The organism is Mesorhizobium sp. IMUNJ 23033 (assembly GCF_044778005.1).
Classification (GTDB): domain Bacteria; phylum Pseudomonadota; class Alphaproteobacteria; order Rhizobiales; family Rhizobiaceae; genus Mesorhizobium; species Mesorhizobium amorphae_A.
Window position 1 is genome coordinate 118,642 of the sequence record NZ_JBJACT010000021.1, and the last position, 26,170, is coordinate 144,811.

The following is a 26,170-nucleotide window of genomic DNA, read 5'->3' on the forward strand; positions in this document are numbered from 1 at the left end:
ACAATGAAGCAGCCGGCGGTGCGGCGATCGACGACGTGCTGGCGCGCATGCGGCTCAAGCCCGCACCTGCCGCCACTCGCTCGCTCGACCAGCGCATGGCGGGGCACGCGCCGCCTGCTGATGAAGCAGCGCCTCGCCTTCGCCCTGTTCGTGGCGGCGTCGCTCGTCGCGGCATTCCTATGGGCCCTTCGATGACCAAGCTCCACCTCCGCGCCAACACATTTACCCTGCTGCAGACGGTGACCTCGGTCGGCCTGTCGGCGCTGGCCTGGGTGGTGACCGGGGTGCGGCCGATCTGGAACGGCAGCCAGCCCTCGGAGCGGCAGCGCATCTACTTCGCCAACCATGCCAGCCATGGAGACTTCATCCTGCTGTCAGCCTGCCTCAGCGAAAAGGTGCGCGCCCGCACCCATGCGGTGGCGGCGGCGGAATACTGGGGCAAGTCGCGGCTGCGCCGCTACATCGCCGAGGACATGCTGTCGTCAGTGCTGATCCACAGGCAGTGGACCGACGAGGCGCAGAACCCGATCTCGATCATGCTCTCCGTGCTCGACCAGGGTCATTCGCTGATCCTGTTTCCCGAAGGCACCCGCAACACGTCAGACGAGAAGCTGCTGCCGTTCCGCTCCGGCCTCTACAATCTGTCGATGGCGAGGCCCGAGGTCGAACTGATCCCGTGCTGGATCGAGAACATGTCGCGCGTGCTGCCCAAGGGCCAGTTCCTGCCGGTGCCGCTGCTCTGCCGCGTCGTCTTCGGCCCGGCGGTGACCATCGCGCCCGGCGAGGACCGGCGCGCCTTTCTCGAGCGCGCCCGCCAGACGCTGCTTGCGCTCAACCCCCGCCCGGATCGAGACGATTAGACCATGATCCCAAAAAGTGGCTTCCGGTTTTTGGACAAGATCATGGTCAAGCAAAAATCAAGGGCCGGAGGCCCGGTATGATAATGCCGCCGATGCATGAAACCATGATCCTGGTGATCGGCCTGGTCGGCGTGCTGACCACGGCCAGCCTCGTCGCAGGCATATTGTCGTGGCGGGCGCCGAAGCCGCTGTCCTCGACGCTGGTCAATCTCACCCAGCGTATCAATGCCTGGTGGGTGATGGTGGTGGCGATCACCGTCGCCTTCTTCTTCGGCCGCACCGGCATGACCATCCTGTTCGCGCTGATCTCGTTTGCGGCACTGCGCGAATTCGTGACGCTGACGCACAGCCAGCGCAGCGACCATTGGGTGCTGCTCGGCATGTTCGGCCTCATCATCCCGTTCCAGTACTGGCTGGTGTGGACCGCCTGGTATGGGCTCTTCACCATCTTCATCCCGGTCTACTGCTTCCTGCTGATGCCGGCGATCACCGCGCTCAACGGCGACACCGAGCGCTTCCTCGAACGCGTCTCGGCGCAGCAATGGGCGGTCATGATCTCGGTCTACTGCGTCAGCCATGTGCCGGCGCTCTTGACGCTCAACGTGCCCGGCTTCGAGGGCCGCAACCTGCTGCTCATCGCCTTCCTGATCATCACCGTGCAAGGCAGCGACGTGCTGCAATACATTTTCGGCAAGCTGTTCGGAAAGCACCTGCTGTCGCCGGCGGTCTCGCCGTCGAAAACCTGGGAAGGGCTGGTCGGCGGGCTGGCGGCATCGAGCCTGCTCGGCGCGCTGCTGTCCTTCCTGACGCCGTTCTCGCCGCTGCAGGCGGCGGCTGTCGCCCTCGTCGCCTGCCTGATGGGATTTCTCGGCGGACTTGTCGCCTCGGCCATCAAGCGCGACCAGGGCGTGAAGGACTGGGGCCACCTGATCGAAGGCCATGGCGGCATGATGGACCGCGCCGACAGCCTGGTCTTCGCCGCCCCGGTGTTCTTTCACACCGTGCGCTATTTCTGGTCGGTGTGAAGGCCCGCCTAGCCCGCATGGCTCAGCCAATCGCGGTCGAACACGTCGAGGATGGCGCGGAATTCCGCCGGCGGAATCTGGTCGGCGCCGCCGTCGCCAAAAAGGAATTCGGTGAGCCGGCGCTCGACCGCCTCCGGGTGCTCGATGGCCATGCCGAGCGAGGCCAGATCCTCTGTTATCGACTGTTCCGGCAACAGATATCCGCCTCGTGCCTCGGCGCCGGGCAGCGGATCGCGCAGGCGGAAGACGAGGATTCTGGTGATCGAGGGCTGCGGTTCCGGGCCGATGATGGTGGTGCCGCACATGTAGCCGCCAAGCACGCTTCCCGGCTGCGACTGCGGGAACAGGCAGAGGAAGAACTGGGCATCGCCGCCGGCTTCCCTCAGATACATGTAAAGGCCGCGCTTTGCCGGCATGACCGGACCGCCAAGCGCGAGCTGGCCCGTCGGCAGGGCCTCGCGATAAATGGCGCTGAGGCCATGCGCGCCAGGCCCGGCCTCTATCGACAGGTCGCCCCTGATCAACTGGCCGCGATAATAGGGCGACAGCGCGCGTGAGTAGCAGGCATAGGTGCCGGCGAGCGCGATACCGAGACCGCGATCGTCATGCGAGGACGATGCTTCGAGCTGGGCGCTGGCGCGGCGCTCCAGTTCGTTCCTGTCGATGCCATGGCGGGCCGATATCGCCGCCGTGAAGCTCGCCAGATCGCATTCGGCGATCCAGGCGCCGGGCTGCTCCAGCCGCAACACTTTCGCCCAATCGTCATAGACGCTGAGCTGGCGCGGCTGCGCGCGGCCTTGCAGCCATTTGTCGGCACGGCCGAGGTCGAACGACGTCTCCGGATTGACGCGCCGGAACGCCGCCGCCAGGTCCTTGCGGGTGACAGTGCCCAGAACGGCTGACGTCAGCCGCAGTTTCTGCGCGATGTATTGTGCCATCCGGCTGCTGCTGCCCAGGGCATGTCACATTTCCGGTCCGCGCATGGATCTTGTCCAAACCCGGTTCCCAATTTTTGGGATCATGCCCCTGCCCGGGCCATGCCATGCGCCGGCATTTCGCCGGCGCAGCGTTCCCTGCCCCATATTATATTTCCATTGGCTAATAATCCAGCAATTCCAAAGAATTCCATGGCATTCCACGTGCCTGCCCTTCCAGGCCCGGCAGTCGGCGGTAACGTCACGCCGGGAAAGACAGGGGAGCCGTCATGAAACTCGTTCTAACCATGCTATCCACGCTGCTCGTCGCGCTTGCACTGTCGCAAGCGGCGGAGGCCAAGAAGCAGACCCCAGCTACTGGGGACAACGCCGCCAAGGTCGAGAAGACCCGGCCGCCGCTCGACAACACACCGACGGGCGGGATCACGCCTGCCGACGCAAAGGCGGCGCCGGCTACGGACGGATCGCAGTATCCGCCGGCGCTGTATTTCAATTTCCAATAGGTCGCTTTCTGCTAGCCGTGACGCCCGGATCCAATGGTCCGCGCGCGACGACGGCTAGGCCTGCAGCCCCGTCGCCGCGGCCTCAGCCGGCAACAGCGAGAGCCGCCTTCTTGCGGGCGGGCGGGCGTCGCCGCAGGCGACGCTTCGCGGCGAGCTTGAGCTTGACTGGCGGCGCGTCGGTCAGCGCGCCCAGCACGGCGTCGACCATGCCATAGGCGACGAAATCGGCGTTGATGTCGCCGGCCAGCGCTTCGGCGGATTGCCTGTCTTTGTTGCCGGCCTCCGACCAGAACACGATGCCGACCCTTAACGCCGGCCTGGCGCGCTTCAGCCGGCGCACCAGGAAACGGGCGTGCTTGACGGAATCGCGATTGAGGAAGCCGACCACGACGCTGTCGACGGCGTCGAGTTCGAGGCGGCGAATGCTGGCGGGCTCCATATCGGTAAAGCTTGCCTTCGACACCGTCGCGCCCTGGACTTCCAGCACCTGCGCCAGCATGGCGGCGGCGGCATCGTCGAGTTCGCCGCGCCCGCCGGTGCAAAGCACCGACATGCCAGATCCGTCGGGCAGCTCGATGTCGTCCTCGCCCTCTGCATCCTTGCCTTCCCCGGCCGCGGCTTTCTGCGCAGCCGTGCTGGCGTCTTCGGTCGCGGTCAGCTCATCCTCCTCGGCCGCTTCCTCCTGCGCGCTGTCGTCGAGATTGGCGACGAGCGTCAGCGCGCTGGCCGCCACCTGCTGCCGCTGCTGCTCGTCCATGACTCCACGGACACGATCCTGCTCGCCAAGCAGCAAGGCGGGAATGGCGACCTTGTCGTAGAATTCGACCAGATACTTCTCTTCCAGCATTTCCTCGGCATGGTCGGTGGCTTCATCGGGATCGCCCGCCAGCAGCCGCTGGTAAAGCCGGGCATGCGGCTCTAGCACCGGCTCGTTGCCGAACAGGACGTCGAGGAATTCGAACTGCGGCACGTGCCGGCCGAGCACGACCAGGCAGACGGTGAGCGGCGTCGACAGGACCAGGCCGAGCGGTCCCCAGAGCCAGGTCCAGAAAATCGCCGCGACGATGATGGCGAGCGGCGACAGCCCGGTGCGCGAGCCATAGAGCCAGGGTTCTATTACGTTGCCGGTGAGCATCTCCATGACCACGAACAGCCCGGCGGTCCACAGCAGCAGCGACCAGCCGGGCGCCACCGCCAGCGCCAGGAACAGCGGCAGCAGCGCTCCGATGACCGGGCCGATATAGGGAACGAAGCGCAGCGCGAGCGCCAGCAATCCCCACAGCAGTGCATTGGGAATGCCCAGGATCCAGAGCCCGATGGTAATGGGTATGGCGTAGACGATATTCACCACCAATTGCATCAGCAGATATTGGCCGACCCGCGTGCCGGCATCCTGAAGCGCCTGGGTGGTTCGATGCAGGTCGCCATAGCCGACAAGGCGGATGAAGCGGTCGCGTAGATCCTCCCGCTCCAGCAGCATGAAGATGACGACGATGATGATCAGGCCGGCCGAGGCCAGTGGGCTGATCAGCGGGCCGACCAGGTTCTGCAGCACTTCGAGCGGCCTTTCGCGGGCGACGATCTCGACCGGCAGGGGCTCGCGTTTCGGTGCCTCGGCAGCGGATGGCAGCTGCGGCTCCTGGCGCTCGATCTCCTGGCCGATGCGCTCGACCACGCGGCTCAATCTGGAAACGATGCCGCCGCCGACGCCGGTCTCCTTGAGGGATCTGACCTTGGTCAGGATGTTTGTCTGGTAAACTGGGATGTTCTGCGCCAGTTCGCTGACCTGCGATGCGACAATGAAGGATAACAGGGCGAGTGCCGCGAATGCGCTGAGCACACTGACGATGACAGCAGGGGTGCGAGGAAGGCCTATTCGTTTGAGGGCGGAAACGACCGGAGCGAGCGCAAAGGTCAGCAGCAGCGCGATGGCGATCGGCAGGAAAACCTCGCGGCCGAAATACAGAGCGGCGATCGCCGCCACGACAGTCGCGACGGTGGGCAATGACATGCGCGGGGCCGTGGCAGCGGAAAGAATGCTCCCCAGCCCGGGGCCCGACGGGTCTCGACGACTGGTCGTCACTTGATGCCTCCACCCTGCAAGGTCATGATCGGGTATATTTAGTCGGCGCGCAATGTTTGCGTTCCACAGGATAGTGCTGCCTCACAAGGCTTCGCCCGCCACCCGGGGCGGGTCGCGGGCAAACCCTATCGACACAGGAAGGGACGTTACTGTGTAGATACCGGTGCATCTAACCCATACTTAAGACGCATCTTCATAGATCAGCTAAAGAAGACGCCAATCGTCATGAAAATTATACATACTCCAAAAACTGGCGCCAATAGCCAGCGAGCTTGACCGACGCTCTCATCCATCTTTTCCTCCTGAAAACTTGCTTCTGGGAACGAGTACTGGGCCCCAAGGTTCCGGGCGATATGACACTGCAGACCTTTTCGCGCGGCACTCAGACTTAGGTCCGATAGCAGGATCAGACCGAAACCCCGGCGGGGAACATGTGGAGGGGCGCCACCGATCGGTGTCTGCATGACCTGATCCGGCTGCTCGCCCCCCAAGAGGGAGAAGGCAGGCTGGCACTGGCGGATCGATTCAATTCGCGACAGAGGCCCGGCAACGGTGTAATAGGTGGAAGAAGCGGGGCAAAACTCCCCCGGACCGGCTTAAAGCCATGTTCCACCCCATTGCCAATATCGAAGATGCGCAGACCCTGGCGCAGGCGATCGTCAATACGATCGTCGAACCCTTCCTCGTGCTCGACGAGCAGTTTCGCGTGCTGGCGGCCAGCCGCTCCTTCTACCAGACCTTCCAGGTCGATCCCGCTCAGACGCACGGATCGCTGCTCTATGCGCTGGGCGATGGCCAGTGGGACATTCCGGCACTGCGCCTGCTTTTGGAGACGATCATCCCCGAGAAGACCGCCATGGACGGCTTCGAGGTCGAGCATGATTTCCCCAATATCGGCCAGCGCACGATGCTGCTCAACGCGCGAAAGGTGCTCTACGACCACAGTTCGGCCACTACCATCCTGCTCGCCTTCAACGACATCACGGCCCGCCGTTCGATCGAGAAGGAAAAGGAAGAGCTTCTCGGCCGCACCGAAGAGCTGCTGCGACAGAAGGACGTGTTGCTGCGCGAGATGGAGCACAGGGTTGCCAACAGCCTGCAGATCATCGCCAGCATCCTGTTGCTGAAGGCCCGCTCGGTCACCTCGGAGGAAACCCGCCAGCACCTGAAGGACGCCCATCAGCGGGTGCTGTCGGTGGCCGAAGTGCAGCGTCATCTCCACACCTCGACCGGCATCGAGGAAATCGACGTCGTGTCCTACCTGTCGAAGCTGTGCAGCAGCCTGGCCTCGTCGATGGTCGGTGAAGACCAGCCGATCAAGGTCAACGTCACGGCGCAAGGCGGCAGGATAGACTCGCAGAAGGCGGTGAGCCTCGGCCTGATCGTCACCGAGCTTGTCCTCAACGCGATCAAATATGCCTTCCCGTTGGAGAAGGCCAAGGCGCTGATCCAGGTGACCTACGAGACCGACGGCAGCGACTGGAAGCTGACGGTCTCGGACAATGGCGCGGGCAAGGCGGCCGGCGAAGTGCCGAGCGTGGGCCTCGGAACAGCCATCGTCGAGGCACTGGTCAAGCAGCTGGAGGCCAAGATCGAGGTCATCAGCGACATCGACGGCACCAGCGTTTCGGTGACCAGGGCGACATTCATCTCGCGCATTCCGCGGGCGGCGTAGCCTTCCGCGACATTCGGGCCTGCTCAGCCACCCCTGGAACCAATCCGCTGCCGCTTCCCCGTGTCGAGCGCCTGAGTGTTCGGAACTATCGGGCCGCGCTGCCCGTTTGGAAAGGAAACCAAACGGGAGGCCGGGTACCCGGCGGCATGCCTGTCGAGCTAGCATCAAAGCCTGTATGAAGCATCCTCAGGAAGACCTTCGCAATGGAACTTCTTTGGCCAGTCGTCCCTTCAAGGAACGGAAGCCGATGTCGTCCGTTTATCTTCGAGCGATTCTTGGGAAAGCTCCTGGGCAGAAGCATTTGCGGTGATAGTCGCACCGCTATTTTGGGCTTGCGTCTGAAACGCTTGGATTTTTTGTAATCTGAAAAGGAGATAAATTATGGCTGACGGCCCAACTGTTATCAATTCAGGCGGAGGCGGAGGTGGCACCACAGTTATCGCCGTCATCGTGGCAATCGTCGCAATAGTCGTATTGCTGTTTGCCACGGGTATCGTCCACATGCCTGGGGGCGGCGGGGGTGACGTCAACGTGAAGGTTGATGCGCCTGCGGCCCAAGCGCCTGCCGCACCCGTTCCGGCTGCACCCGCTCCGGCTGAACCGGCGCCTGCCGCGCCGGCTCCCGCGCCTGCCGAACCCGCACCGGCGCCTGCCGAACCCGCACCGGCCCCGGCTGCACCCGCCAGCGGCGGCTGACACACTCGCCGCTCTAGGACCGCTTCAGCGATGAAGCGCAGCCCATCGGTGTCAAAGCCGGTGGGCTTCCTTTTGGCCTCGAACTTTCGAAAGGCGATCTGATATTGCCGGCGCGGCCCTTCCAGCACCGGGCGGAACCATAATGCGGTTAAATCGTTTTAAATCCATAGGGACGTCAACCACCCTTCAAGGAGGAAAAATGAACAAGATCGTATCGGGTTTGCTGGCGGCCACATTGTCAGTATCGTTCGCGGCCGCCGCTGCCGGGCCTGCCGGCGCTGCCGGGATATTCCAGCCGCAAGCGCCTTCCGCCTCGTCTGATGTGCAGGCGATCGATCACAAGCCGTGGAGGAAGCACCGGAGCGTCAACCGCAATCGCAATTTTTCGCAAAATGATGGCGCCTACTGGAATGGCCATCGCGGCTATCGTGACTACCATCGCGGCTATCGCCGTCATGGCGACTACTGGTTCCCGCTGGCGGCCTTCGCCACCGGCGCGCTGATCACCAGTGCGATCATCAACAACAACCAGAGCCGTGTCTATCGCGGCGGTGATGCCCATGTGGAGTGGTGCTACGATCGGTACCGGAGCTATCGCGCTTCGGACAACACGTTCCAGCCCAACTACGGCCCTCGTCGGCAGTGCAATTCGCCCTACTGATAAAGTACGAGCCCGCGCTGGTGACGGCGCGGGCTTTTCAATCCATGTGGACCCCCCTTTCGCGCGGGTTTTTGGTGCTGCGCCTTGATTAGGATCAATGGTTACGATGCCTGACAAGTCCGAACAGCAGAAGGACGCCGAAGCCGAAGTCGAGGGCTTTCAGCACGACCTTGGCCCGTTCGTTGTTGCCGCCGAGACAACCAGAATGGCCATGGTTTTCACCGATGCAAAGGAACCCGGCAATCCGATCATTTTTGCGAATGACGCGTTCCTCGCCCTGACCGGATACGCCAGGGAAGAGGTCCTGGGTCAGTCCTTCAATTTCCTGATGGCGGACGGCGCCGACGCCGGAGCGCTGAAACGTATCAAGGCGGAGTTCGAAGCCAATTCGGAGGCGAGCACGGAAATCCTTTACAGGCGCAAGGATGGCAGCGAATTCTGGGCGGCCCTTTTCGTCAATCCTGTCCGCGACAGGAGCGGCGCCATCGTCCAGTATTTTACCTCCTTCGTCGATCTCACCAGACACAAGGAGGAGCAGGCGCAATCGCGGATGCTCATCGACGAATTGAACCATCGCGTGAAGAACATGCTTGCAACGGTGCAGTCGATCGTCTGGCAGGCATCGCGAGCGAATTCCGATCCAAAGGTGATCCGCGAGGCCGTCGAGTCGCGGCTGTTTGCGCTTTCCCGGTCGCACAATTTGCTGACGCGCGAAAACTGGCACAGCGCCGGGTTGCTCGATGTCCTCCACGATGCCCTGGAACCGTTCGGCGTCACCGACGGTCGGGCGGAGCGCCTGGTGATTACCGGCGAGAACATCCGCCTCTCGACAAGGGCGGCCCTGGCACTTGGCATCGCGTTCAACGAACTCGCGACCAATGCGGTGAAGTATGGTGCGTTTTCCAATGACAAGGGTTCGATCCGGATCGACTGGACGATCGAGCCGACCTCGGAGGGCCGCCGACTGGTCCTGTCATGGCAAGAGAAGGACGGGCCGAAGATTACGCCGCCGTTGCGAAAGGGGTTCGGTTCGCGCGTGATCGAGCGCGGCCTGACCCACGAGCTCGAAGGCACTGTGCAACTCGACTATCGCCCGGACGGGTTGATCTGCACGATGAACATTCCGGTACCGGGAACTCGTGATGGATAAACTGCTTTCTGGCCGCCGCATCCTCGTTGTCGAGGATGAAATTCTGGTCCTGATGATGATTGAGGACATGCTGGGCGATCTTGGATGCGAGTCCGTCACCTCAGCCGCCACGATCGAAAAGGCGATCGCCCTGATCGAAGCGCAGGTTTTCGATGCCGCCATGCTGGATATGAATCTGGATGGCGACGACAGCAATGCCGTGGCCGACGCGCTTGCCGAGCGCGGTGTGCCCTTCATCTATTCGACTGGTAACAGCGGTCGCGACATGCGCGAAGGCTTCAGCAACCGTGCCGTCCTTCGCAAACCGTTCAGCTTTGACGAACTCAGCAGCCAACTCGAGCGCCTTCTTTCTCGTTGATCGAGGAACAAAGCTCCGGGAATGACCGGCGCGGCGCGGCTTCAGACGGTGCTGATTGGCCCGCATCCTCTCAGAGTCGGGTAGCTCCGTCCTGGAAACCGACTGTCGGCACTCTGCCGAACTATAAATTCAACGCGTTGGAACAAAAACGCTGCACAGTCGTTGCGTCTATTGACAATAGTTTTCGCCATGGCATCTCGAGGTAAAGGGAGGCCGTTATGAATAGCATTATTTGGCTGGTCGGCGCCGTAGTTATCGTACTATTGATACTCAGCTTTTTTGGCTTGCGTTAGACCGATCGGTTTAGGACAGGCATCAATCACGCACATAGGAGGCGCATGGCCTATATGGATATCACCACAATACTGGTCATAGTTCTTATCGTTCTTCTGCTAGGCGGCGGCTTCTACGGCCGTGGACGCTGGTACTAAACCGCGAAGATCATCGACGAGTCCGGGACCTCTTCGTTCCCGCACTCCGCCCGATTGGCCCGCGCCCTCCGTCAGAGGCGCGGGTTTTTGTTGCCTCCTGGAAAATCTCTCGGGATCGCACCTTGTTGCGCGACCGGAATCATCCGTCCGATCGTTCCTCATGACCCTGGAACGCGGAAACACAGGGGACTTCAGCCCTTCTTGACGTAGCCGGCGGTGACCTCGTCCTTGTGCGCGGCGAAGGCTGCCAGGACCTCGGTTTTCTCGGCCTTCGGAACCTTGAAGTGGTCCAGGGTCCGTCCGAGTTCCGCTGCGACCTCATCGAATTCCGCGGGAGATATCCGCAGGTCCCGGTGCGCCTCCTCAAGGCCGAGCGGCGTCGTGCCAGGCTTGGTGGCCGTGAATTTGAAGGGTCCACCAGAAACGTCGCAGACCCACAGCGTGCGCATGAACTTGAGGCCGGGCAGCCTTTCCAGGTTCTTGGTGTGCCATTTCCGCAGCTGCGGGTTCTTGGACTTCTTGCCGACGATGGGATTCTTCACGACGGCGTCGCTGAAGTGATCCACCACCGCTGCGATGGCGAAGACGCCACCCAGCCGTTCGTACAGACTTTTCTCAGGCGTGGATTGCTCGTCCTGCGCGTGCGCGTTGTCCGCCGACAATACAGCCGTCGTCGCGGCGGTCACTGCCAGCCCTGCGACGACGATCCGTCTTGTGAAAGGGGTCGAAACAGCCGTTTTCATCTCTGGTTCCCTCCGAGTTGGGCCAGAACAAGCCGCAGCCTGTCTGGCGGCTTCAATGAAGGCAGAGTCTTAATCCGCCATCGTCTGAGGAATTAACGAGCCTCCCAGCCGAATTATTCCGATTGACGGCATTCCCACCATCAACATGCGAACCTTCGGCATGGGCGAAGATTCGAGCATGGCGCCAACCGGACTATCCGAGCGGGCTGATCATTTAGACGGCGCTGATGGGAACGATAGGCAGCGGCCAGAGTTAGCTCCATGGGCTCGCCATAACGGGACTATCAAGCCAGTCGCCCGCGACGATCCAAAGGCGAAGCTCACAGGAGTTTACAATGAAGAATTATCTTATCGCTGCCGCCGCCGGGTTTGTTCTGGTCGCCGGTATTGGTGCGGCCGTTGCAGAGGACGTCATCGTGATTGCTCCCGAACAGCAGACCGTCATACGCGAATACGTGCACAAGCAGAAGCTTGCGTCGGTCAGCCTGCTCGGCGTGGAACTCAATGTCGGTTCGCCTCTGCCCGACACGGTTGAACTTCATACGATCGACGTGCCCGACGTGAAATACAAGTACGTCGTCGTTCAAGATCGTACGGTGCTGGTTGACCCGGATACACGCAGGATCGTGCAGGTCATCGACTAACCATGCCGCGAATGGGAACAAACGCCTGGGTGACGTGTTGATAGACACATCGAACACCCGAGCGTTTGGTGTCTAAAGAGCCCGCTTCCAAAGTCCCCTCTGGAATGCGGGTTTTTTGCGCCTTCCGCCTTCGATGGTCCTCGCCGGGATGCCACCTACTGAAACGCCTGCCGTCCGGAGATGGCCTCGATCTTGATCCGATAGAACAGATGGCTGCCCGAAATGGCCGGCGTTGCGCCGCCCAGATTCAGGGCGCCGGGCTCCCACCAGTTGGCATGCTTCTGCAGCAGCGACCAGGCAAACTCCCGGTCATGGTTCGACTTGGGAAGCTGCTGGTCGACGGCGGGAATCGTGTTGTCGACCTCCGGCGCCCTCGGCAAGTCCTCGAACAGGCCATCGACGACGACGCTCTTCCAGCCGTCGCCGCCGACATCGTCGACCTGCAGGCAGACATGCGGGTTCTCCCGCATCCATTCGACCTTCTTGCCGGGCAGAGAGAAGCTGAAAATGGCGTTGTCGCCGAAGGCAAAGTGGATCGGCACCACGTAAGGCCGGTTGTCCCTGACGCAGGCTAGGCGGCCAAGCCTGGTCGACTTCAACAGGGCAACGCATTCCGGCCGCGTCATCTCCTTGATGTTCATTGCGATTGTTCTTTCCGTTGGTGTTCGCTTGCGTTGATGGTCAGGCTGACCTTCGGGATCATTGTCCCAGATCGATGCGCCGGGATGGCATGCACCGCCTCTGCTTCGGCAACACCGATCAGCGGGTCGATAGCCTGGATCTTCTGGATCTGGCCGCGCGCCGCCACCGTCTTGCGCAGGGCATGCAGGTCGTCGCGAATTTCGCAGAGCGTTGTTCGGACAGTGAGGGGCATGGGCCGCCTTCCTGCGACACAACAGGCTGAGATGATGATAGGTTCCGCCAAGGCAGAAGCGCGGGGCAACACCCGCGCCTACCCGCAGGACCATCGAGCTTCAGCAGCGGTCACCAGTTTACAATAGAAAAGCATTTTCTCAATCAATAATCTTTTAAAATTTCATACTCCGTTTTGAAAAGTATTTGGAACCCTTTTGCAAACGACCCGTTCCTCCCCTGGTCGCTTTGACGATCTGAAAAGCAACAAGAGGAATTGATCATGAACATCAAGATGCTTTGCACGGGCGCGATGGCGCTTACGATGATGAGCGGTGCAGCCCTTGCGGGCGGCAGCACCGGAACCTCGGCGCTCGACGACCCGGCGAAGATGACGCCCTTCTTCACCGATGCCGACATGAAGACCATGAGACCGGCGGAAGAATTCAAGGTCGCTTGGCTGGCGATGAAGGAAGAGGATCGCGCCGGCATGACGAAGGAATGCGGCGACGAGGCCATTGCCAAGGCGCATGACGAGTTCTGCAAGATGACCAAGCAGCTGGGCGGCGCAAACTAGCCGCCGGCTCTTGCCAATGGAAATGGCGGGCAGAGATGCCCGCCATTTTTTGGGATTGAGGCGTACTCGGCGGGGCGCTCTGTCTCAGTTACTTTACCGGGATCATGAGATGTGCGTTTAGCCTCGCCTAATATTCAGCGGGCTGTATATCGTCTCAACTCGGGCCTGCCCTGCGCCTCGCTCGGCTGCCTGGGGGCGCGGCCGCGGATCAGTCGACCCTGACGACAAAATGCTTGGTCACCGGCTCGATGATCTTCCAGGTGCCCTTGAAATCGGCTTCGACGACGAAAGCATCGCCAGGCCCGACCTCGACCGGCGCGCCGCCGTCCGGGGTGATGATGATGCGGCCCGCGATCATGTGCACGAATTCATAGTCGGTGTAGGTCGCGTGATAGGTACCTGGCGTCGCCTGCCAGGTGCCGGACATCACCTTGCCGTCGGCGGTGGTGTGCTGGACGGCGGTCTTCATCGTCGGCTTGCCCTCGACCACCACCCAGCCCGCGAGGTCGCCGGCCTCGGCATTGTCGACGGCGCCGAATTTGAGGATGGTGGTGTCGGTCATGATGGGCTCCGTTTTGCGCCGACATTGGCTGGCGCTGCATAGCCGATGCGGCGGATGCGGGCAACACGGGCCGCAACGGCCCTTTCCTTCTCCCCCTGTGGGGCCCGAAGGGCGGGCGAGGCAAGTGACTCGCCCAGGGCGGTGGATCGGCGCGCAGCGCCAAGACGGATGAGGGGTGTTCCAGCTTGGCGCCAAGCGTACCCCTCACCCGGATTGCCAGCCGAATTGTGAAGGACAAATCGGCTGGCAATCCGACCTCTCCCACAAGGGGCGAGGTAGGGGCGCCGCGCCTCGCCATCTCCACTTATGTTGCACTGCGTTAAATATGTTGCATTGCGGTATCTGGCCATAGGCGCGAGTCTTGACACGGGCGGGCTGTCAACGGTTGTGGTGCCGCGCGTTCGATGCGCGCGGAGGCGCTGCAGCACGTGTGATCCCCGGCGAGCTGTTTCTCGCCGGTGCGGACCATCGGTTCGGGGTCATGCACCAGCGCGAGGTTCAACAATCGTGTCAGCATCGTTCCGGCCTGATATCGAAGGCTTGCGCGCCGTGGCGGTGGCGGGCGTGATCGCCTTCCATTTCGGCCTTACGTCGCTCTCCGGCGGCTTTACCGGCGTCGACATCTTCTTCGTCATCTCCGGCTACCTTATCACAAAACATCTGCTCACCGAGATCACCGAGACCGGGCGGCTGAACCTCTGGCGCTTCTATGCGCGGCGCGCGCGGCGGCTGCTCCCGGCATCGCTGTTCGTCATCCTCGCCACGCTGGTGGCCGGCGCCTTCGTGCTGTCGCCGGAAGAGCAGTCGCTCTATTCCAAGGGCGCCATGTTCGCCTCGGCCTACATGATCAATCTGTGGCTGATCCGCTGGTCGTTCGACTATTTCGCCGCGGATGCGACCAGCAACCCGTTCATCCATTTCTGGTCGCTGTCGGTGGAGGAGCAGTTCTATCTGGCCTGGCCGGCGTTGCTGATGCTGGCGGCATGGCTCGCCCCCGGCAAGCGCGCGGCGATGCTGGTGATCGGCCTCGTTGGCCTCGTCTCTTTCGCCGTCTGCGCCTGGTTGACCACGGTGGCGCAGCCCTGGGCGTTCTATTTCTCGCCGCTGCGCGCCTGGGAATTCGCCGCCGGCGGTCTCGCCACCATGGTGCCGGCACGTTTCTGGCGCGAGCGCCCGCAGCTCGGCGCGCCGCTGGCGTGGCTGGGTCTGGCGCTGATCGCCGGCGCCTATCTCAGCTTCACCGAGGAGGCGCCCTTCCCCGGTTTCATGGCGCTGGCGCCGGTGGCCGGCACGGTGATGCTGCTGCTGGCCGGTGCCGCCAATGCCGAGCTGCGCGCCAGCAGCGGCCCGAGTGCCGCACTGGCGCTGCCGCCGCTGCAATGGGTCGGCAAGCTGTCCTATTCGCTCTATCTCTGGCACTGGCCGGTGATCGTCTATGCGTCGATGCTGGTGCCCGATCTGACGCCGCTGCAACGCGTCGGCTGCATGGCACTGACCTTGGCACTATCCCTCTTCACCTATCATGTCATCGAGAACCCGATCCGCCGCAATGGCTGGCTTATGGCCAGTGCGGCGCGGGCGCTGGTGCCGGCCGTCCTCCTGACCGGCACCGGCGTCGCAGCCGCTTATGCCAATGCGCGGCTCGCCGTCAGCGACCTCGACCCGGTGCAGCGCAGCATTGCCGAGAGTGCGGCGCGCCCCTCCACTGCGCGCGCCAAGGTCGGCTGCGTGCTCGACTACGAGACGGTGACGCCAAAGCCCTGCGAGTTCGGCGACAAGAACGCGCCGCGCACGATCGCGCTGTTCGGCGATTCGCATGCCGACCACTGGTCGACGCCACTGATCGCAGCGGCCAGGAAGAACGACGCCAAGGTGGTCACCTGGCTCAAATCGTCCTGCCGGGCCTCGCAGCTGACGGTGTGGGTGACCAAGCTGAAGCGCGACTACACCGAGTGCGATCAATGGCGCGCGCAGTCGATCAAGGAGATCATCGCGGCGCGGCCGAGCCTGGTGGTGATCTCGGAGATCGCGCTGGCGAGTTCGCGCAAGATGTCGCCCGACGCCCAGATCCCAGCCGACCAGGACGCTCGGTGGCGCGATGGCCTGCGGGCGACGCTTTCAGCGTTCAGCCAGGCCGGGCTGAAAGTCGCCTTCATCCGCGACGTGCCGTTCAACGAAGAGCATGTCGACACCTGCGTGGCCAGAGCGCTGTGGCGAGGCGAAGCGCCCTCGCTCTGCGACCAGAAGCGGACCGACGCCGCCAACGACGCAACGGCCGCGGTGGAGCGCGAGATCGTACGCAGCGTCCCCAACGCCAGCTACATCGACATGACCGACCAGTTCTGCGACGCCACCATTTGCCACGTGTACATCAACGGCAAGATCGCCTACCGCGACCGCCATCATCTGGCGACATCGTTCGCGGAGTCGCTTGAGCCGGAGGTGGAGAAGGCCGTGTTCAGGCAGGTGGTGGCGCAGAGGTAGGGGGTGGCTACTCTCACTTTGGCGGGTAAGTAAGCTCTCCGACATTTACATGGCGCCTCATCGCTCCCAGTCCTTCGGGTCGCGCGCGGTATGTGGCCGTGACGGAGGTCTTCGCGGAGCGCTCCGTCAGGTCATCTGACGCTCCATTTCCAGTTCGGCTTCGAGGCTCTCAACGTCGCGGAAGATCGACGCGACAGCCAGTGGGCGCCCTTTGCGCTTGAAGCGCAGCAGGCAATCCTTGGCTGTGATATCTCCATCGACCGCGATCTCGTCCCATTGTTCGGCATGGCCGACATAGTTGATGGGAACATCGTAATGCTGGCTCCAAAAGAAGGGCACGGCGACGAATTTCTCACGATGGCCGAGCATGTTGAGCGCCGCTGTTTGCCCCTGCCTCTCGGCAACGATCCAATGCTCGACCCGAATGTTCTCGCCACTGTGAGGATCTGGCCAGCGCGCAATGTCGCCGGCCGCGAAGATCCCGGGTGCACTTGTCTCTAGAAAAGCGTTCACCACGACACCGCGATCGAGGCTGAGCCCAGCCCTTTCGGCGAGCCCCGTCCGCGGTTTCACACCGATGCCGGCGACAACGAGGTCCGCCGGCAATGTTTTGCCGCTGGTGAGTTTCACCGTGCTACCGTTGATGCTGCTCGCGGCGTCCTCGAGATGAAATACGACACCATGCTCCTCATGGAGGGCGCGGACGAAGTCGCCCATTTGCGGACCCAGGACCCGCTCCATGGGTCGCTTGTCCGGCGCCACGACATGAACTTCGATATCGCGCGAGCGCAGGGCCGCGGCAACTTCCAGGCCAATGAAACTGGCGCCAAGCACGATGGCGCGGCGCGCAGTAGTGGCTTGTGCGATGATCGCCTTGCAATCGGCGAACGAGCGCAGCGAGTGGACGTGGGGCTGGTCGGCGCCGGGGATGGTCAGGCGCACCGGTTCGGCTCCGGTCGCAAGCAGCAGCTTGTCGAAGGGAGCCCGCTCCCCATCGGCGAGTACAACTTCGGCAGAACGTGCATCGACACCGGCGACACTGGCATTGAGACGCAGGTCGATATTGTTCTTTGCGTAAAAGCTTTCTCCGCGAAGTGGCACCCAATCCTCCGGCGCTTTGCCGGCGAGGTAGTCCTTGGAAAGATTGGGCCGATCAACCGGCGGCGCTGCATCGCTGCTGACCATGACGATGCTGCCTTGATACTGTTCGCGCCGCAGTCTTTCGGCCGCTGCGAACGCGGCCGCGCCACCGCCGACAATGACGATTTTCTCTGGAACCCGGCCGGAGTTGCCACCGCGCTGCTTCGGCGCTGTCCGCTTGCGCTTCTCGCCGACGAATATCCTGTTATCGCGCAGTTCCACCGACCAGCAGGCGAGTTGGTTGAAAGCGGGCGCGCGTAGGGCCTCGCCCGTGCGCAAATCGAAGCATGCGTGATGCCAGGGACACCGAACGGTATCCTCCACCACAAGACCGTCGACGAGCGGCCCGCCGTAATGTGTGCAAGTCGCCCCGATGGCGAAGACCTCGCTCCCACGGCGCACCAGCAGCACCTGTTCATCGCCGCAATGACCTAACAGCTTTCCGCCATCGGCAAGCTCGGAGAAAGGGATGCCCTGCACCAGATCCGGCCCGCTTGGTTTGGTATGACCTTCAGCCATTTCCTTCTCCCCTGGCGATCCTATCGCCTGCACGGCCAAGAAGCGCGAAATCCTCCGGGGTCGCCAACCTCGGACTTGTCTTCCGGCCAGCGCGCCATCGGGTTCTCGACGCCGCTTCTGCCAAACGTTCGGCCACATCATTCGTTGCCAGTGAGCAGCGTGCAGACTCCAATTTTGCGCCATCAAGCCAGCCGCCACGATGAAGACGCTCCGCGCTCCCAGGACATCTTCCGGGCACGATGCTACCGCTGGTCTGTATTGGACCGCCATATCGAGGGAGCTGCCATCTGGCCCTGCCGCTTGCTCTGCGATATCGGCTGCAATCCGTCACATGAGTGAAGCCGTGAAGATATCCAGCCAGACAGGCACCGTTTCCCCGATGATCCCGGTGCTTGTATGCGCGCTCGCGATCTTCCTCCTGTCCGTGATGGATGCGGCGATGAAGACCCTGGTTATCGCCATAGGCGTCTACAATACGGTGCTGTGGCGCAGCATGCTCGCCACTGCAGTCGCGGGCGCAGGGTGGTCGGCAGGGCCGCGCTCGCGGCCAACCGTTTCGGTGCTGAGGCTGCATGCGTTGCGTGCCGCGGTTATCTGTATCGTTCTGCTATCGTTCTTCTGGGGGCTCGCGAGGCTGCCGCTCGCGGAGGCGATCGGGCTTAGCTTCGTCGCGCCCTTGTTCGCGCTTTTCCTCGCCGCGCTGTTGCTGGGCGAACGAATCCGGCGGCAGGCCATCTGGGCATCGATGGCCGGCATCGCGGGCGTGGCGATCATAATGGCCGGCCAGTTTGGGCAGGAAAGCTATTCGCAAGATGCCCTGCTTGGCACGGCAGCGGTGCTTATGTCGACTGTGTTCTACGGCTACAATCTGGTGCTCGCCCGGCAACAGGCGCTGTTGGCCAAACCAATCGAGATCATGTTCTTCCAGAGCCTTGCCAATGCAATCGTCCTCGGCTGCGCCGCACCGTGGCTCGCGGTCGCCTTGCCGGCCAATCTTTGGCTTCCTCTGGCCGGCGTGACGGTCCTGTCGCTCAGCGGCCAATTCCTGATGAGCTGGTCCTACGCCCGCGCCGAAGCGCAATATCTGATCCCAACGGAATACTCGGCCTTCATCTGGGCGATCGCACTCGGCTGGTTCTTCTTTGGCGAGGCGGCAGCCTGGACCACGCTGGCAGGAGCGTGCCTGATCGTCGCCGGCTGCCTGATCGCTGCGCGCGCAAACCCGAAGCTTGCCGAGCCAATCGAGGCCGCCGTTTGAGGAAGGCGCCCTGTCGCCGGATTGTACGGGTGCGCTTCGCCGGCCACCGCGGCCGTAGCGCCAACGGCAAGCATGCACTAACATTCCAGCTTGCCCCCTGGGGCTGGCCAGTGATCTGTTCAAAGGGAAGTACCCATGACCAATCATTGCTGTGGACCGGGCTATGCTTCTCCTGCCGAGGCGATGACGGCACCTCGCGAAAAGCTGCTCTATACGATTGCCATCTACACCGGCACCGGCATTCAGAAGCCGGACTATCTGTGCACCATCGATGTCGACCCGGAGAGTTCGACCTACAGCCAGGTCATTTCACGTTTGCAAATGCCGGGTATTGGCGATGAGCTTCATCACTCGGGCTGGAATGCCTGTTCGTCGTGCCATGGCGATGCGAGCATGGAGCGGAAATATCTGATTGTGCCGGGTGTGCGCTCGTCCAATCTGCATATTGTCGATTGCGGTACCGATCCGCGCAATCCGACACTGTTCAAGGTCATAGACGGCGCTGAAATCAAAGCCAGGACCAATCTGTCGGCACCACACACAGTGCATTGCCTCGGCTCGGACATCATCGTTTCCATGCTTGGCGACGCTCAAGGCAATGCCCCCGGCGGCTATCTGCAACTCAGCAAGGAGTTCGAGATCGTCGGCCGTTGGGAAAACTCCATGGGCAGTATCAAGTTTGGCTATGATTTCTGGTACCAGCCGCGACACAACGTAATGGTCAGCTCGGAATGGGCCGCGCCGAATACCTTTATGCCTGGCTTTGACCTGGAAGAGGTTGGCCATCTGAAATATGGCCGAGAGATCCATTTGTGGGATTTTGAAAAGAAGGAGCCGAAGCAAACGTTCTATCTCGGTGAAGATGGCTTGATCCCACTGGAAGTGCGGTTCCATCATAATCCCGACAGCAGTCACGGCTTTGTTGGCGCGGCCCTCTCTGCAAACATCATCCATTGGTGGAAGGATGCGGCGGGTGACTGGCAATGGGAAAAAATTGTCGATGTCGGCAATGAGCCGCATCCGGAATGGCCGATACCAATACCGGGCGTGATCTCAGTCATTCTGCTCAGCATGGACGACAGATACCTCTATCTGTGCAACTGGCTGCATGGCGACATCCGTCAGTACGACATCTCGGACCCCCACAACGCCAAGCTTACCGGACAAGTGTGGATGGGCGGGCTTCTCGGCCGTGCACCCGAGGTCAATGGCGTGAAAGTGACAGGCGGGCCGCAGATGATACAGCTCAGCCTCGACGGCAAGCGTCTCTATGTGACGACCTCGCTCTTCTCGACCTGGGACAATCAGTTCTATCCGGAAATCCGCACCAATGGCGGATGCATGCTGATGGTCAATTGCGATACGGAAAACGGCGGCATGGAAATTGATCCGCTGTTTGTCGTTGATTTTGGCAAGGAACCAAATGGACCGAGCCGCTGCCACGAAACCCGTTATCCCGGCGGTGATTGCACGAGCGACATCTGGGTATGACCCGCTTCACCATCACTCTCGCCAATCAAGGCGGTGCGGCCTTTGACGTCGATCACCGCAAGCCCCTCTTGCAAAGCTTGCGCGAGCAGGGCGTGGACCTGCCCTACGGGTGCAAGTATGGCGGCTGCATAAGCTGCGCGGCAAAGATGATCAGCGGCAAAGTCGATCAAAAGGCGCAGCGGGCGCTGAACAACCGCCAGATCAACAATGGCTACATAATCCTCTGCGTCGCCCGCCCTCTGAGCGACTGCACGCTGGAGGTCGGCGTTGAAAGCCACGACAAGCTCTATCGCAACCCCTTCCTTGATCCCTTGGCCGCACATGAATTGAAAGCCGATATTGCGACCCCGTTGGAAGCAAAGAAATGACCCATATGAATCATGATGAGCCCTATTCGGAGGCTTATCTGCAAGACATTCTGAAGTCGGTCAAAACCATCGCGATGGTGGGGGCGAGCCCCGACAAGACCAAGTTTTCCTATGGTGTTCTCAGGGTGCTGCACGAAACCGGCTATGACATGATCCCGGTCAACCCCAGTTCCGGTCTGGAGGAAATTCGAGGGCTCAAGGTGTACCCGTCACTGGCGGCCATCGACCGGCCGGTCGATATGGTTGAGGTTTTTCGCCGCTCCGAAGATCTGCTGGAGGTCGCGCAGGAGGCCATCGCAATCAATGCCAAGGTTCTGTGGGGTCAGATTGGAGTGCGCGACGACGCTGCCGCCCGGCTGGCAGAGGAAGCGGGCTTGAAAGTGGTGATGAACCGCTGTCCCAAGATCGAGTTGTTCCGCCCCTTCTGGAAGCCGAAATTGCATTTGGGAATATGATTGCAGGATCACGGAGGCGAGGAAGTTGGCGGCTTGTTTCTCATAGCGTCGCGATGCGGGCGTTGTCTCGATCGGGGATTTTGAGGTAGACTTTGCCGTCTTGAAAGCGTGACGCGTACCGCGGTTTGCCTTGGGAGATGCCAAATGCGCATGTCCTTGCTTTTCATTCCACTACTGCTCGCACACATCCCGATTGTATCGCATGCCGCCGACATTCACGACGCCGCCATGAACGGCGATGTCGCGGCGATCACGGCGGCGCTCGATGCAGGCGCCGGTATAGATGAGAGTGATGGAACCGCAACGCCGCTCTATTTTGCGGTCTGGATGGGCCACGTCGAAGCGGCAAAACTGCTCATAGAACGTGGTGCGGACGTCAACGCCCAGACGACTGGTGGTCCCCCGCTGATGGCGGCTGTAGGGACAGGCAAGATCGATCTGTTAAAGCTGTTGCTGGAGCGGGACGCAGATCCAAATTCCAACCGTGGTGGCGAATTCGCCCTTCATGTCGCCGTCACTCTCGATTGTCTCGACTGCGTGAAGGCACTGGTCGAGGCCGGCGCAGACGTGAATGCGAAGACAATGGACGGCAAGACACCGCTCCATCTGGCAAAAAGCAGGGGGCAACGCGAAGTTGCCGACTATCTCTTGTCGCACGGCGTCGTCTTGCCAACACCAGCCCCAATCTCGATGAAGTTGGCTACTGCCGATGTCGAGAAAGGCCGAACCTACTTCACCCGCCGGTGTACCAGTTGCCACAACGTCGAGCCACGGGGAGGGAACAAAATAGGACCGAACTTGTGGAGCGTCGTCGGCCGCGACAAAGCATCTGTGGCAAATATGCGTTACTCCGACACGTTGCTGGGCTGGGAGGGTGTATGGACGTACGAGGACCTGAACAGATATCTCTTCGGGCCCATGCTCACCACGCCGGGCGTCAAGATGGAGACTCCTGGTGTCCCGGACGATACCGAACGGGTCAACCTGATCGCCTACTTGCGCACACTCAGCGACGAGCCGATCCCGCTGCCCTGAATCGATGGTATCTGTGCAACTACTGCTACGGGCCTGCGTCGGCTAGCACTTTGAATTTTGCCTGAGATACGAGGCCAGATGGTCGCTGAGATCACGCGCGTCGTCGCCGGCGCCGTCGATCAGCGAAGACTTGCGGCGGCGCAGAAACTGCATCCCCATCAGGTACATGCCCGGATGTTCCGCAACACCGCCGTCGTGACGGACGTGGCCCTTGCGGTCGAGGACCGGCAGCTCCAGCCAGGAGTAGTCCGGCCGGTAGCCGGTGGCCCAGATGATCGTCCTGATCGCGCCTCCGGCGAGGTCGAGGCCGAGCGGCGGGTCGTCCTCGACACGGGTCGGCGGCAGGCGATCCGGCGGCCCGACCGTAGCGTCCAGGCCGTTGGCGCGCGCCCATTCGTCGATCAGGTCGAGCAGCCGGGCCATCTTGAGATCGGAAAGCGCGCACATGTTGCGCAACGACCCCGCAAACTGGGCCTTGCCGTCTTCGGTGATGCCGGCGAGACGGCCGACGAGCCTGACGCCGAGGCCGACCAGCGCATTGAGGTCGAGGGTGGTGCGGTCGGGCGTGCCGGCAAGCTGCAGCGAAGGAACCCGTCGCGCCCGCCGGATGTCGTCTACCTCGTCGTAGCGCTCGTCGAGCACGCCGACGGCGTCCATCCACCATTCCAGGTCCTTGCCGCGATAGACGCGCGGCGCCCGGATGTGCTCGCCCACCGACAGGGTCACCTGACGCCCCGAACGCTGCAGCTCCTGTGCGATCTGGGTGCCGCTGGCCGACGCGCCCACCACCATCACGCCACCATCGGCGACCTGACCCGGATTGCGATAGGACTGCGCCGTCAACATGGCGACCGACGACGGCACGCGGACGGCGAAATCGGGCAGGCGCGCGACATTGCACGCGCCCGACGCCAGCACCACGGTCCGGCACCGCCACTCGCCGCGGTCGGTGCGCACGAGATATCCCGCCCCGTCGCTGCGAACCGAGGTAACGGTCGTGTGGGTTCTGACCGGAGCCGAGATCGCTTTGGCATAGTTGCCGAGGAAGTCGATCACCTCAGGCATCGTCCGGTAGCCGTCGGGGTCGTCGCCGTCATAGCGGAAGCCCGGCAGCCGGCTCTGCCAGTTCGGGGTGAGCAAACGCAGCGAATCCCATCGCTCGGTGCGCCAGGTATGGGCGATCTCGCCGCGCTCCAGCAGAACATGGTCGATAGAACGCTCCGCGAGGCAGCGGCTCATCGCGAGCCCCGCGTGCCCTGCGCCGACGATCACTGTGGTGACGGAACTAATCGCGCCCTCTTATCGGGAGAGTCTACGGCTCGAAGCGCCTTTCAATTCACCACGACCGTGACGTTCGTCGGATTGGTAACAATGTCATAGACCGCCGACCGCTTCTGCGACTGGGCGACGAGAGCCTCGATGTCTTCTTGCTTGGCGTCGGCGTCGATGTTGTACTTCACCGTGATGCCGCTGAAGCCGTTGCGGACGTCGCTGTCGATGCCGAGAATGCCGGCAATATCCATGTCGCCTTCGATGGTCGCCTTCACCGACTTCAACTGGATGTTCCGGTTCTGGGCTACCGCGGCGATGCCAGCGGTCAGGCAACTGGCCAGCCCGACCAGCACGTATTCGACGGGCGTGGCGCCCTGATCCAGGGAAGCGAAGACCTCCGGATGGTCGGCATCGAATGCGAAGGTGGTCTTGCGATGCTGGTCCTGGCCGAGACCGTAGAAGCTCTCGACCGTCGAGTGGCTGTGGGTGCCATCCTTCCATTCGCAAGCCGCGCGCCACTTGAACTGCGCAGCCTCCGGGGCGTTTGTAAGCGCTTCTTTTGCTGCGAGCAGCGCCTCTACGTTAACGCCATTGTTTGCCTGTACTTCGGAAGCCATGATTATCCTCCCTACCTTGCACTGGCTCAAAAACCCGACCGATTCCACTGACCTCCTGATCAGATTTCACCATGACCTTCGATGGTATGGGTCGCGAAGCGTTTCTTCAAGTTGATTCCGCAGAGGCATGGGCGTCCCTCGGGTGCCTTTTCGAGCTAAACCGGGCAGCCTGAACAGTTCCGGAATGCATCGGACGCAGCTAATCTTTGTTCCCGTCGATTTCCTTCGCCACTTTCACCTCAACGGTCATCCCGACAAAACTCGAGGCGCTGCCGGAGTAGCTTCCCGAAAGTGGGATGGCCTGCCGGGGATGGCGAGCCACGGCTACCCTGATCAAATCCCGGTTGCCGACAATGCCATTGGTTGGATCGAACTCGATCCAACCTGCCCCAGGCAAGTAAACCTGGCACCAGGCGTGCGTGGAGCCTCCGCCGCGGACGGCATCACTGTCACGGCTCGGCACATAGACGTAACCAGTCACGAAGCGGGCGGCAAAGCCGAGCGAGCGGACCGCTTCCATCATGAAAAGCGCAAAGTCCCGGCATGTGCCCTTGCGCAGATGCAAGGTCATGAGAGGCGGCTGCGTTCCGGTTTCGATGCGACGGGAGTACACGAAGCTCTCGTGGATGGCGTAGCAGAGCGTCATCAGCAGTTTGCCGGTCTCGGTGCGCCCGGCGGCACTGACGAACTGTCGCGCCCATTTGCCGACCTCGTCGCCGTCGTCGAGATGATGGCGCTCCATTGTTTGCGCAAGGTCGGCCGCCTCGTCGGGATCGTAGGAGAACGGATAATTCAGCGCCGCCTCATCGATGCGGAAATCGGGCGCATGCTGCGGCGTGTGATCGAGCCGGATGTCTGTCGCGAAAAGGAGTTCCCTGGCCGAACCCTTGAAATCGATCACCGCAACGCAGTTGCCAAAAACGTCATGGATCCAGCGAACCTCCTTCGGCTCGGGGTCGACGGACAGAGCGTGGTCGAGAAGCCGCTGATCGAAACTGTCGCGCGGCCTGAACATCAGCCGGTGCTCGCCAAAGCTCACCTTCCGGCTATAGCGATAGACGGTCGTGTGCTTGACTGAAAAAATCGGCATCGGCGTCCGTCGGCAGCTTCATTCGCGGCGCGATCATATAGTGTTTTGGGCGTGCGTCCGATGGGGCATGTTTGGGGCGTGTGCGCAGAGCGGTAGGGGTAGGCGAAAGTCTTCTAATGACCCAACGAAGACGTTCACGCCGGAACTAGAGCCTGGCAGCTTTGCGCCCCTTGTCGGTCGTTCACGGTGGCTCCGCCCATCACTGTAAGCGGACATCGTCGGTGGCGACGCCACGAGCGGGCTAGCGCCAACAACAGTCGTTTGATGCGATTATCGGCGAATGACGGTTGTCGACGCCATTTTCTGACCTTCGCGCGGTCGAAACGGGGTCATGTGCGTCTCTTTCGCGCTTTCCGCCCAGCAGCTAGTGGTGTCGCTTTCTGAGTGGATCAAATAGCGCTATATTTGGGCACCAAGTGCTCGATGTAGGTAACGACTTTTTTGGATGAGCAGCCCCGGCGAAGCGTGAAATTCGCATCATTTGGGAATGGTTCCTGACATCGGCTGCCGTCCGAAACCGATCAGGTGGATCCAATGCGTCAAGGGTATTTCGCTCTTGCCTACCTGCTGGCACTGTTCGTTGGACCGTTTGCGGCCAGCCAAGGGCTGGCCGCAACTGTTCCGCATGTAGGCCTTCTCACCTATTGGGACTGCAGCCCGGGTACTGTTCAGGACGAACTCGGACC

The 26,170-nt window shown here is 61.8% G+C and carries 25 protein-coding genes; 15 read left to right on the forward strand and 10 right to left on the reverse strand.

All coding sequences use genetic code 11. The features are described 5' to 3' along the window. The first annotated feature begins 191 nt into the window (after nucleotides 1-191). Both ACFX5Q_RS21990 and ACFX5Q_RS21995 read left to right on the forward strand, forming a co-directional pair. Entirely contained in the window at nucleotides 192-860 is a 669-nt protein-coding gene (locus ACFX5Q_RS21990) for a lysophospholipid acyltransferase family protein (protein WP_404281384.1), read from the forward strand. Nucleotides 861-943: 83 nt separating this feature from the next. After that, nucleotides 944-1,885: a phosphatidate cytidylyltransferase gene (locus ACFX5Q_RS21995; protein WP_404281385.1), complete on the forward strand. Its 942-nt coding sequence runs from the start codon at nucleotides 944-946 to the stop codon at nucleotides 1,883-1,885. 8 nt (nucleotides 1,886-1,893) lie between these two features. Here the strand turns inward: ACFX5Q_RS21995 and ACFX5Q_RS22000 are convergent, their stop codons facing one another. Next, complete coding sequence (locus ACFX5Q_RS22000; protein WP_404281359.1) at nucleotides 1,894-2,823, reverse strand: hypothetical protein; 930 nt, start codon at nucleotides 2,821-2,823, stop codon at nucleotides 1,894-1,896. Between the two features lie 266 nt (nucleotides 2,824-3,089). Between ACFX5Q_RS22000 and ACFX5Q_RS22005 the strand changes: the two genes are divergently transcribed. Then, nucleotides 3,090-3,323: a hypothetical protein gene (locus ACFX5Q_RS22005; protein WP_404281360.1), complete on the forward strand. Its 234-nt coding sequence runs from the start codon at nucleotides 3,090-3,092 to the stop codon at nucleotides 3,321-3,323. A gap of 82 nt (nucleotides 3,324-3,405) precedes the next feature. Here ACFX5Q_RS22005 and ACFX5Q_RS22010 read toward each other — a convergent pair whose 3' ends face one another. Next, nucleotides 3,406-5,334, reverse strand: coding sequence for an AI-2E family transporter (locus ACFX5Q_RS22010; RefSeq protein ID WP_404281361.1), 1,929 nt, complete (start codon nucleotides 5,332-5,334; stop codon nucleotides 3,406-3,408). Between the two features lie 676 nt (nucleotides 5,335-6,010). On the opposite strand from ACFX5Q_RS22010, the gene ACFX5Q_RS22015 reads away from it, so the two are divergent. The 4 genes from ACFX5Q_RS22015 to ACFX5Q_RS22030 all read left to right on the forward strand — a co-directional run bounded on the left by ACFX5Q_RS22015 (nucleotide 6,011) and on the right by ACFX5Q_RS22030 (nucleotide 9,946). Further along, a complete protein-coding gene (locus ACFX5Q_RS22015) occupies nucleotides 6,011-7,081 on the forward strand; it encodes a sensor histidine kinase (protein ID WP_404281362.1) in 1,071 nt (356 codons plus the stop codon). Nucleotides 7,082-7,976: 895 nt separating this feature from the next. Further along, nucleotides 7,977-8,438, forward strand: a complete 462-nt coding sequence (locus ACFX5Q_RS22020) for a BA14K family protein (protein ID WP_404281363.1) — start codon at nucleotides 7,977-7,979, stop codon at nucleotides 8,436-8,438. Between the two features lie 106 nt (nucleotides 8,439-8,544). Continuing rightward, nucleotides 8,545-9,588: an HWE histidine kinase domain-containing protein gene (locus ACFX5Q_RS22025; protein ID WP_404281364.1), complete on the forward strand. Its 1,044-nt coding sequence runs from the start codon at nucleotides 8,545-8,547 to the stop codon at nucleotides 9,586-9,588. Then, nucleotides 9,581-9,946 (forward strand): response regulator, encoded by a 366-nt coding sequence (locus ACFX5Q_RS22030; protein ID WP_404281365.1) that lies wholly within the window; start codon nucleotides 9,581-9,583, stop codon nucleotides 9,944-9,946. The genes ACFX5Q_RS22025 and ACFX5Q_RS22030 overlap by 8 nt, the downstream gene beginning before the upstream one ends. A 622-nt stretch (nucleotides 9,947-10,568) precedes the next feature. Here the strand turns inward: ACFX5Q_RS22030 and ACFX5Q_RS22035 are convergent. Next, a complete protein-coding gene (locus ACFX5Q_RS22035; protein ID WP_404281366.1) occupies nucleotides 10,569-11,120 on the reverse strand; it encodes a group 1 truncated hemoglobin in 552 nt (183 codons plus the stop codon). Between the two features lie 335 nt (nucleotides 11,121-11,455). Between ACFX5Q_RS22035 and ACFX5Q_RS22040 the strand changes: the two genes are divergently transcribed. Further along, nucleotides 11,456-11,764: a DUF1236 domain-containing protein gene (locus ACFX5Q_RS22040; protein ID WP_006201409.1), complete on the forward strand. Its 309-nt coding sequence runs from the start codon at nucleotides 11,456-11,458 to the stop codon at nucleotides 11,762-11,764. 155 nt (nucleotides 11,765-11,919) lie between these two features. Here the strand turns inward: ACFX5Q_RS22040 and ACFX5Q_RS22045 are convergent, their stop codons facing one another. Then, nucleotides 11,920-12,405: a pyridoxamine 5'-phosphate oxidase family protein gene (locus ACFX5Q_RS22045; RefSeq protein ID WP_404281367.1), complete on the reverse strand. Its 486-nt coding sequence runs from the start codon at nucleotides 12,403-12,405 to the stop codon at nucleotides 11,920-11,922. Then, nucleotides 12,402-12,638, reverse strand: coding sequence for a hypothetical protein (locus tag ACFX5Q_RS22050; protein WP_404281368.1), 237 nt, complete (start codon nucleotides 12,636-12,638; stop codon nucleotides 12,402-12,404). The genes ACFX5Q_RS22045 and ACFX5Q_RS22050 overlap by 4 nt, the downstream gene beginning before the upstream one ends. A gap of 261 nt (nucleotides 12,639-12,899) precedes the next feature. On the opposite strand from ACFX5Q_RS22050, the gene ACFX5Q_RS22055 reads away from it, so the two are divergent. Continuing rightward, the gene (locus ACFX5Q_RS22055; RefSeq protein ID WP_404281369.1) at nucleotides 12,900-13,193 is read left to right on the forward strand and encodes a hypothetical protein; all 294 of its coding nucleotides are present in this window, start codon (nucleotides 12,900-12,902) and stop codon (nucleotides 13,191-13,193) included. 208 nt (nucleotides 13,194-13,401) lie between these two features. Here the strand turns inward: ACFX5Q_RS22055 and ACFX5Q_RS22060 are convergent, their stop codons facing one another. Continuing rightward, on the reverse strand, nucleotides 13,402-13,755 hold the full coding sequence (locus ACFX5Q_RS22060) for a cupin domain-containing protein (RefSeq protein ID WP_006201407.1): 354 nt from the start codon (nucleotides 13,753-13,755) through the stop codon (nucleotides 13,402-13,404). 507 nt (nucleotides 13,756-14,262) lie between these two features. Between ACFX5Q_RS22060 and ACFX5Q_RS22065 the strand changes: the two genes are divergently transcribed. After that, nucleotides 14,263-16,239: an acyltransferase family protein gene (locus tag ACFX5Q_RS22065; protein WP_404281370.1), complete on the forward strand. Its 1,977-nt coding sequence runs from the start codon at nucleotides 14,263-14,265 to the stop codon at nucleotides 16,237-16,239. A 126-nt stretch (nucleotides 16,240-16,365) separates the two neighbouring features. On the opposite strand, the gene ACFX5Q_RS22070 is transcribed toward ACFX5Q_RS22065, so the two are convergent. Next, nucleotides 16,366-17,898, reverse strand: a complete 1,533-nt coding sequence (locus ACFX5Q_RS22070) for an FAD-dependent oxidoreductase (protein WP_404281371.1) — start codon at nucleotides 17,896-17,898, stop codon at nucleotides 16,366-16,368. Nucleotides 17,899-18,229: 331 nt separating this feature from the next. On the opposite strand from ACFX5Q_RS22070, the gene ACFX5Q_RS22075 reads away from it, so the two are divergent. From ACFX5Q_RS22075 to ACFX5Q_RS22095, 5 genes are all read left to right on the forward strand, one after another. Then, the gene (locus ACFX5Q_RS22075; RefSeq protein WP_404281372.1) at nucleotides 18,230-19,156 is read left to right on the forward strand and encodes a DMT family transporter; all 927 of its coding nucleotides are present in this window, start codon (nucleotides 18,230-18,232) and stop codon (nucleotides 19,154-19,156) included. Nucleotides 19,157-19,291: 135 nt separating this feature from the next. Beyond that, complete coding sequence (locus ACFX5Q_RS22080) at nucleotides 19,292-20,647, forward strand: selenium-binding family protein (RefSeq protein ID WP_404281373.1); 1,356 nt, start codon at nucleotides 19,292-19,294, stop codon at nucleotides 20,645-20,647. Then, a complete protein-coding gene (locus tag ACFX5Q_RS22085; protein ID WP_404281374.1) occupies nucleotides 20,644-21,015 on the forward strand; it encodes a 2Fe-2S iron-sulfur cluster-binding protein in 372 nt (123 codons plus the stop codon). The genes ACFX5Q_RS22080 and ACFX5Q_RS22085 overlap by 4 nt, the downstream gene beginning before the upstream one ends. A 5-nt stretch (nucleotides 21,016-21,020) precedes the next feature. Next, nucleotides 21,021-21,470, forward strand: a complete 450-nt coding sequence (locus ACFX5Q_RS22090; RefSeq protein ID WP_040582505.1) for a CoA-binding protein — start codon at nucleotides 21,021-21,023, stop codon at nucleotides 21,468-21,470. A gap of 144 nt (nucleotides 21,471-21,614) precedes the next feature. Beyond that, the gene (locus tag ACFX5Q_RS22095; RefSeq protein ID WP_404281375.1) at nucleotides 21,615-22,505 is read left to right on the forward strand and encodes an ankyrin repeat domain-containing protein; all 891 of its coding nucleotides are present in this window, start codon (nucleotides 21,615-21,617) and stop codon (nucleotides 22,503-22,505) included. Between the two features lie 42 nt (nucleotides 22,506-22,547). Here ACFX5Q_RS22095 and ACFX5Q_RS22100 read toward each other — a convergent pair whose 3' ends face one another. The 3 genes from ACFX5Q_RS22100 to ACFX5Q_RS22110 all read right to left on the reverse strand — a co-directional run bounded on the left by ACFX5Q_RS22100 (nucleotide 22,548) and on the right by ACFX5Q_RS22110 (nucleotide 25,484). Next, the gene (locus tag ACFX5Q_RS22100) at nucleotides 22,548-23,777 is read right to left on the reverse strand and encodes an NAD(P)-binding domain-containing protein (protein WP_404281376.1); all 1,230 of its coding nucleotides are present in this window, start codon (nucleotides 23,775-23,777) and stop codon (nucleotides 22,548-22,550) included. Nucleotides 23,778-23,836: 59 nt separating this feature from the next. After that, nucleotides 23,837-24,394 (reverse strand): OsmC family protein, encoded by a 558-nt coding sequence (locus tag ACFX5Q_RS22105; protein ID WP_192181526.1) that lies wholly within the window; start codon nucleotides 24,392-24,394, stop codon nucleotides 23,837-23,839. 199 nt (nucleotides 24,395-24,593) lie between these two features. Further along, nucleotides 24,594-25,484 (reverse strand): transglutaminase N-terminal domain-containing protein, encoded by an 891-nt coding sequence (locus tag ACFX5Q_RS22110; protein ID WP_404281377.1) that lies wholly within the window; start codon nucleotides 25,482-25,484, stop codon nucleotides 24,594-24,596. Between the last annotated feature and the right edge of the window lie 686 nt (nucleotides 25,485-26,170).

Excerpts from the sequence above, each read along its gene's own strand:
- ACFX5Q_RS22085 (WP_404281374.1), top strand. The coding sequence starts at position 20,644 with ATGACCCGCTTCACCATCACTCTCGCCAATCAAGGCGGTGCGGCCTTT.
- ACFX5Q_RS21990 (WP_404281384.1), top strand. The coding sequence starts at position 192 with ATGACCAAGCTCCACCTCCGCGCCAACACATTTACCCTGCTGCAGACG.
- ACFX5Q_RS22025 (WP_404281364.1), top strand. The coding sequence starts at position 8,545 with ATGCCTGACAAGTCCGAACAGCAGAAGGACGCCGAAGCCGAAGTCGAG.
- ACFX5Q_RS22045 (WP_404281367.1), bottom strand. The coding sequence starts at position 12,405 with ATGAACATCAAGGAGATGACGCGGCCGGAATGCGTTGCCCTGTTGAAG.
- ACFX5Q_RS22000 (WP_404281359.1), bottom strand. The coding sequence starts at position 2,823 with ATGGCACAATACATCGCGCAGAAACTGCGGCTGACGTCAGCCGTTCTG.
- ACFX5Q_RS22055 (WP_404281369.1), top strand. The coding sequence starts at position 12,900 with ATGAACATCAAGATGCTTTGCACGGGCGCGATGGCGCTTACGATGATG.
- ACFX5Q_RS22040 (WP_006201409.1), top strand. The coding sequence starts at position 11,456 with ATGAAGAATTATCTTATCGCTGCCGCCGCCGGGTTTGTTCTGGTCGCC.
- ACFX5Q_RS22060 (WP_006201407.1), bottom strand. The coding sequence starts at position 13,755 with ATGACCGACACCACCATCCTCAAATTCGGCGCCGTCGACAATGCCGAG.
- ACFX5Q_RS22050 (WP_404281368.1), bottom strand. The coding sequence starts at position 12,638 with ATGCCCCTCACTGTCCGAACAACGCTCTGCGAAATTCGCGACGACCTG.
- ACFX5Q_RS22020 (WP_404281363.1), top strand. The coding sequence starts at position 7,977 with ATGAACAAGATCGTATCGGGTTTGCTGGCGGCCACATTGTCAGTATCG.
- ACFX5Q_RS22110 (WP_404281377.1), bottom strand. The coding sequence starts at position 25,484 with ATGCCGATTTTTTCAGTCAAGCACACGACCGTCTATCGCTATAGCCGG.
- ACFX5Q_RS22015 (WP_404281362.1), top strand. The coding sequence starts at position 6,011 with ATGTTCCACCCCATTGCCAATATCGAAGATGCGCAGACCCTGGCGCAG.
- ACFX5Q_RS22105 (WP_192181526.1), bottom strand. The coding sequence starts at position 24,394 with ATGGCTTCCGAAGTACAGGCAAACAATGGCGTTAACGTAGAGGCGCTG.
- ACFX5Q_RS22035 (WP_404281366.1), bottom strand. The coding sequence starts at position 11,120 with ATGAAAACGGCTGTTTCGACCCCTTTCACAAGACGGATCGTCGTCGCA.
- ACFX5Q_RS22005 (WP_404281360.1), top strand. The coding sequence starts at position 3,090 with ATGAAACTCGTTCTAACCATGCTATCCACGCTGCTCGTCGCGCTTGCA.
- ACFX5Q_RS22030 (WP_404281365.1), top strand. The coding sequence starts at position 9,581 with ATGGATAAACTGCTTTCTGGCCGCCGCATCCTCGTTGTCGAGGATGAA.
- ACFX5Q_RS22010 (WP_404281361.1), bottom strand. The coding sequence starts at position 5,334 with ATGTCATTGCCCACCGTCGCGACTGTCGTGGCGGCGATCGCCGCTCTG.
- ACFX5Q_RS22070 (WP_404281371.1), bottom strand. The coding sequence starts at position 17,898 with ATGGCTGAAGGTCATACCAAACCAAGCGGGCCGGATCTGGTGCAGGGC.
- ACFX5Q_RS21995 (WP_404281385.1), top strand. The coding sequence starts at position 944 with ATGCCGCCGATGCATGAAACCATGATCCTGGTGATCGGCCTGGTCGGC.
- ACFX5Q_RS22080 (WP_404281373.1), top strand. The coding sequence starts at position 19,292 with ATGACCAATCATTGCTGTGGACCGGGCTATGCTTCTCCTGCCGAGGCG.
- ACFX5Q_RS22075 (WP_404281372.1), top strand. The coding sequence starts at position 18,230 with ATGAGTGAAGCCGTGAAGATATCCAGCCAGACAGGCACCGTTTCCCCG.
- ACFX5Q_RS22090 (WP_040582505.1), top strand. The coding sequence starts at position 21,021 with ATGAATCATGATGAGCCCTATTCGGAGGCTTATCTGCAAGACATTCTG.
- ACFX5Q_RS22095 (WP_404281375.1), top strand. The coding sequence starts at position 21,615 with ATGCGCATGTCCTTGCTTTTCATTCCACTACTGCTCGCACACATCCCG.